Annotated in this window: 5 protein-coding genes; 4 read left to right on the forward strand and 1 reads right to left on the reverse strand. The window is 30.0% G+C overall.

Annotated elements, in window-relative coordinates; all coding sequences use genetic code 11:
• The 4 genes from UIB65_RS04610 to UIB65_RS04625 form a co-directional block, all read left to right on the forward strand.
• On the forward strand, positions 1-584 hold a 584-nt coding region (locus tag UIB65_RS04610), incomplete at its 5' end, for a phosphatidate cytidylyltransferase (protein ID WP_330039941.1).
• Positions 585-710: 126 nt separating this feature from the next.
• On the forward strand, positions 711-986 hold the full coding sequence (locus UIB65_RS04615; protein WP_330039942.1) for a 2TM domain-containing protein: 276 nt from the start codon (positions 711-713) through the stop codon (positions 984-986).
• Positions 987-989: 3 nt separating this feature from the next.
• A complete protein-coding gene (locus tag UIB65_RS04620) occupies positions 990-1,430 on the forward strand; it encodes a LytTR family DNA-binding domain-containing protein (protein ID WP_330039943.1) in 441 nt (146 codons plus the stop codon).
• Between the two features lie 8 nt (positions 1,431-1,438).
• Positions 1,439-1,864 carry a DUF3021 domain-containing protein gene (locus tag UIB65_RS04625; RefSeq protein ID WP_330039944.1) on the forward strand — a complete coding sequence of 142 codons (426 nt, stop codon included), beginning with the start codon at positions 1,439-1,441 and terminating at the stop codon, positions 1,862-1,864.
• Here UIB65_RS04625 and UIB65_RS04630 read toward each other — a convergent pair whose 3' ends face one another.
• The gene (locus UIB65_RS04630; RefSeq protein ID WP_330039945.1) at positions 1,865-3,331 is read right to left on the reverse strand and encodes a hypothetical protein; all 1,467 of its coding nucleotides are present in this window, start codon (positions 3,329-3,331) and stop codon (positions 1,865-1,867) included.
• Positions 3,332-4,050 lie beyond the last annotated feature (719 nt).

Here is a 4,050-nt window from a genome sequence, read left to right on the forward strand (position 1 = left end):
ATATTATGGTAGGTAACATGATATTTGCCATGCCATTTTTCTCAGATCCTTGGGTAATGGTTTGGTTTTTGACACTGCCAATTACAATAGTTCTGTTCTTCCTAACTGAATATTCTCCTATTAAAATTCAGAATAGCGTAACCGAATCAGGGCATGCTTTAGGTTTATTCTTCTATGCATTAATATGGACAATACTGATTGCAATTTATTCGATGCTTTCACCAGCAAACGATCCTAAGTTTTTCATATGGATTGTAGCATTGGCTATTGTTCCTATGGTGTATGGTGATGGATTTGCAGCATTAATCGGTCAAAAATTTGGTAAAGTCAAATACACAGTATTTGGAGGTACAAAATCTCTCGAAGGATCACTCACAATGTTTGTTGTAACAACTGTCATGAGCGTATTTGTATGGATGGTTTTTACGTCAATAGGATGTACAATGCCTGAATTTAATATTGTTTACATCATAGTGATTTCGGCTATTGCAACCATTTGTGAGGCATTCAGTTATGGTGGAATTGACAATCTGACAGTTCCGGCGGTAACTTCAATTTTATATTATTTGGTAGCTGTAATGTAGCTGCTTTTTTCACTTCTATTTTTTTGTATTTCAGTAATCATAATTTGCATCTTGGTGATGTTCATAACTAGACATTTAAATATTCTTTAACTATGTATTATTAACGAGTTAAAGGAGATAAATATTATGTCAGATAGTTTACGCGAAAGAGCAGAAAGAAGGGTGGATATAAAAATAAAATTTTACAGAAATTTAAAAGCATATGTGATTGTAAATGCAGTATTGGTAATTATTAATTGGTTATGCACTCCAGAATTTTGGTGGGTACTGTTTCCGGTATTTTTCTGGGGTATTGGAGTATTTGTTGACTTTTTAAAAGCATACGTTTTAATTGATAATTGGGATAGTGAAGATTTTCGTGAACGTAAAATCGAAGAAGAGATGATGAAATTAAGGAATTAAATCATGAAAGTAAATTTGTTTGTTTCAAGAGATATTAAAGAACCTCGTGCAGATATTCATACTAATGAATTGACGGATAATATTTCAAAAGCAATATCAATTCTTGAAAGTGATGAATCCAGTGAAATGATTGCAGTTAAAAAAGGGTCTGATATTGCTCTTTTGCAATTCAGTGAAATCTACATGTTTAGGGTTGAAGATAAACAGGTTAAAGTATATACTCAAAATGAAGAGTATTTGATTAAAAAACCGTTGTATCAGGTTGAAGATTCTCTGAACAATGATTTTGTCAGAATATCTAAGACTACTATCGTAAATCTTAAAAGAATAGAACGTGTAGCTCCTTCACTTAAAGGAATGATGTTTATTGAGCTTAAAAATGGTTTGAAAGATAATATCTCTAGGAAATATTTACCTGACTTTAAAAATGCTTTGGATTTGTAGGTGATATTATGAAAATCGATTTAATTAAACGATTGGCAATGGGTGCATTTGTAGGATGTTTTATCGGATTGTTGGTTGCAGTTTTTATTTCTCTTCAGGCAGGACCTCAAAATATTAGCTTTTCAGGAACGGATATAATTAATCTATTCCTTGGTTGTATTGTTGCAGGTTGGGGATTTTCATTAACTGGAGCAATATATGAAAAAGAGGATCTGGCTTTGCCTTATCAAATTATTTTCCAAATGGGAATCGGAATGACTGTGTTGTTTTTAGTTGCAGTATACCTTCACTGGATGCCGATAACATTGGGAATTGGTCCAATCTTAACTTGGATTTTAATTGCGTGTGTATTTGCAGTGGTTTTCTGGTGTGGTTTTTACATTTACTATTATTTGCTCGCACGTAATTTGAATAAAAAAATTGTAAGCAAATAGTTATAATCTATTTGCTTTTCTTTGTTTTAGATATCCGATTAGGAATGCAATTGCAGCAATAATTGCAAAAATGATAACTCCAATGTTTAAGGAACTAATGCTTTTTGATGGGGTGTTTTTTATTATTTCGCTGGCTTTTGATTTTTGTGAATCTGAGCCTACATCACTAGTTCCATTTACTTGAATGGCATTTTCACCTGATGGGGGCATGGTTGAAGTAACTATATTGTTTTGATTGCTATTTTGTGAATTATTTGCCCTAATATTTTGATTATTGTTTTGAGGATTGTCTGTAACAATATTCTGATTATGGTTGTGGTTATTGTTATTATTATTATTTTCATTTGAACCCTCATTCATATTGCCATTTTCATTTGGGTTTTGATTATTATTTTCAGGAATATTGTCATTACTGTCAAAATATCCGCTAGGGAAATAATCTTTTAAAATGTCGCTATATCTATTTAATAAATCCAGATTCAATTCATTTAATAAATTGGACTTTTTAGTGCTGGTTACTTTACTTCTTTTTGTAACATGATTTGGATCGATAACATCTGGGTCAGTTGGGTCTTCGTCACCCCAATCATTATCATTAAATTTTGTAAATAGCAATTTGGTTGCATTCCATTTAATAAATATTTCTTTTCCTAATGGGGAGGTATTGTTTGTAATGATATTGTCATGAACATTTATTATGGTTAAAGCATCAAACATTGGTTGTTGGATGTAAAATGAACCTCCGGTTTCATTTGAAGTATTATTTACAATAAGGGAGTTTGTTAATGTAATATTGCCTGAAACCATCACTGCTCCACCATTTGTTCCACCAGTATTGTTCATGAAAATGCATCTGTTTATTACAGAATTGCTTGCCCAACTATAATATGCTCCTCCCCATTCATCTGCATGGTTGTACATGAAAATACAGTCTTCAACAGCACCATATCCATAAACACTTACTCTAATCGCACCACCATCTCTGCGAGCAGAATTTGCTATGAATACACTATTGTAAATATAAGAATATGCATAACATGTTGTTATTGCTCCTCCATCGTGGTCTGCATGATTGTTTAGGAATAATGAGTTGTTTACAAACAAATATCCTCTTTCACTTGCAGTTCCATAATTGGATATGCCTCCGGCATTGGTATTGTTTAATGCGGTGTTGTTGATGAAATTACAATAATCCACATAAACGTGTCCTGTTTCCATTGATATGGCTCCACCAAAGTTCAATGTTAATCCATTAATAAATGTGATATTTTTAAAAGTGGCGTGGACTGCATCACTTCTTATAAGGAAAATGCTGGATTTATTTTCTCCATCGATTATTATGTCTGAAGGATTTCCATTTCCTTGGAGTGTGAGATTTCTAGTAATTTCGATATTGTGGAGTTTGTATGTTCCTGGCTCGATTATTATTTCCTCACCATCCTTGGCATTAATGATTTTATCCGCCAAATCTGTATATGGATTTTTTAATTTCTCGTTGTTTGTGGTTTCAAGGATATTCTCATCGTTAGTAATTGTGTTATTATTTTCGAATGCATTAACACAATTAAGTGATGTTAAAATTATTAATAGAAATATTATGGTAAAAATATGCTTCTTTTTAATTTATTTCACCTCCATTAATATTAATTAAAGAATAATTTCTTTATTATGTATCTTTTTGTTATTTATTATTATATAATTATATTCATGTCGAACTATTTTTTTATTAAATTTTTAAAAATTCGGTTATTATTTGTAATATTTTTCCAGTATTTTATTGATTTACATTAAAATATGGTCGAGTTAGGTAAGTTTTTGCATCGTTATGTTGATTTTTTTCAAAAAATTTTATTTTAATTAAAACCATATTTTTTTGAATTAATGGATTATATGAGTTATATTTTATAGTTAAATAGTTATTTATATTATTTTATATTATTTATTATTTTTTTAATTCTTATTTGTTTTTTTAACGATTTTATGATATTTTTAATTTTCATCGATAAATAACAATGTTTATATTGAATATCATGTAAATATATTATCGTACTGAAATAAAATTTATGTCGATTTTAGAGGGATGATAATTAGATTTATCTTAGTACGCTATTTCAATTAATTAATGGAGAAAAAAAGCATGAATAAAAAGATATTATTGTCTTTTCTTTTAGTTGTTTTAATTGCAT

Origin of the sequence: Methanobrevibacter sp. (assembly GCF_036307625.1) — an archaeon.
Taxonomy (GTDB): Archaea; Methanobacteriota; Methanobacteria; order Methanobacteriales; family Methanobacteriaceae; genus Methanocatella.

What these genes read in the sequence shown, in the direction of transcription:
- UIB65_RS04615 (WP_330039942.1), top strand. Translation starts at nt 711, where the DNA reads ATGTCAGATAGTTTACGCGAAAGAGCAGAAAGAAGGGTGGATATAAAA.
- UIB65_RS04620 (WP_330039943.1), top strand. Translation starts at nt 990, where the DNA reads ATGAAAGTAAATTTGTTTGTTTCAAGAGATATTAAAGAACCTCGTGCA.
- UIB65_RS04625 (WP_330039944.1), top strand. Translation starts at nt 1,439, where the DNA reads ATGAAAATCGATTTAATTAAACGATTGGCAATGGGTGCATTTGTAGGA.